1 protein-coding gene is annotated in these 1,637 nt (G+C 43.4%); it reads left to right on the top strand.

Translation table 11 applies throughout. The features are described from left to right. The first annotated feature begins 153 nt into the window (after positions 1-153). Positions 154-1,374 carry a hypothetical protein gene (locus QUB08_RS31830; protein ID WP_333230274.1) on the top strand — a complete coding sequence of 407 codons (1,221 nt, stop codon included), beginning with the start codon at positions 154-156 and terminating at the stop codon, positions 1,372-1,374. Positions 1,375-1,637 lie beyond the last annotated feature (263 nt).

Below are 1,637 nucleotides of genomic sequence, written 5' to 3'. Positions count from 1 at the left end.
TTAACTGAGAGGGGCGGGGAATAATATCCCCCCTCGACTCACCCCAAGGGCGTAGGGCTAAAAAGAGACAGGAAAGCTAGCGGTGGCTACATAACACTTCAATTTAAGTTAGGCGTCAAGCGAGTCAATAAAGCCTGTGGGTGTTACCTGACAATGCAAGGGATTACTGATGCTTTGAGGAGGGCTCACCTAGTCGCTAGCGCTTTAGAATCACTAAAAACCGAGTCTCAGTTCTTGGCTTGGTATGATGATGTGATTCTAGAAAAGAACGTCATCAAAAATGATTTGATGACGTTCGGTGAGGCGATAGCAAGAGTAGAAAAAGAATATTGGGATGGACACACAAAGCGTCGTCAACCTCGCGACAAAAACAATCCTAGCCATCAATATAGTTGGCGATGTGTTTACGGACACTATTTCAAGCTATTGCCACAAAACACAGTCCTGAACCTGGCAGACATTCTACTGGTAGTTCACAGCAAGCAAGTAGGAACTAAATGTTTCAAAAACTGCTTGTGCGCTATGCGTAAGCTTGCTGAGACTGTTGGTAACACTGACTTGCTTATTCGGCTTAAAGAAATTAACGGCACGCAGACACTGTTCAGAGAAGACCTTCAGTCTATATCAGTGGATGATTTTTTTAAATTTCACGAAGAAGTTTTAACTATCTCCGATGATAAGCGATACAACTTAGAATCACGCAAACGATGGCTGTGGGTATTCTCAATGCAGGTGGTGTATGGTTTTCGGGTACATGAAGTGTTCGCGATACAGAACGTCAACGAACCGTTTAAAACAAAAGATGGCATTACTATTCCGGCACTGAGTGAACCAAGTAACACGAAAATGATTGCCGTAGTAGGGGAAAAAACCAAGTTGGAAACTACGACTAAGACAGGCTACCGATTGTGTGTACCAATGCTTCCTCCTACTCATTCGGATTTAATCGAACGCTTGGGAATCAAATTAGGGCAATTGCCTGAAATTAGGTTGACCTCGAACAATGCAAAGACAATTTCTGGTGCATATAATGACCGTGCGTGGGCTACTTTAAAAAGATGGAATAAGGGCTTTACTCAGTCTCACGCTTTACGTCACCTAGCTAATCTCAACGGTCAAATGGCAGGGATGTCCCAGGAAACAAGAGCTAAAAGCTTAGGACATTCAACACAGATGAATGAAGGTACTTATAAAAAACGAGCCAATACTAAGACGACAATTGACTTGCTAACTCATTCAACAAAAGAAGCTATTCCTCTTGGTAGCGCGATCGGGGTGCTTAAGCAATTGGGAAGTGACGAGAAAAGTATCAAGTTGCTAGCTGCTATTTATGGCATTATGCCCGACGAAGTGATGGAGTTGCTTGCCGAATAATTTGAAACAAAACTTTACACTCCCTATGTTGACAAGGAAGTGTAAGTCTGCAATCGTGAGTAACTAAGGAAGATTGATGCGCGGTTGACGAGCACTTGCAATGCTAGCCAAACCACGACTTCCCCAACCGTTAATAAGGAACGCTTGGAGCTTAATAATTATGGCACTTTCAGCCGATTGTCCCTGCGGACGATCGCAACTCTTAATGATTGAGTTGGCGGGGTTTTGTCATGACTAAACCCATAGTCAGCTACCGTCGCATT

It is taken from the genome of Microcoleus sp. BR0-C5, assembly GCF_036705045.1.
GTDB lineage: Bacteria > Cyanobacteriota > Cyanobacteriia > Cyanobacteriales > Microcoleaceae > Microcoleus.
The sequence above is the reverse complement of the archived record's forward strand: the minus strand, read 5'-3'. Positions and strand labels throughout refer to the sequence as shown.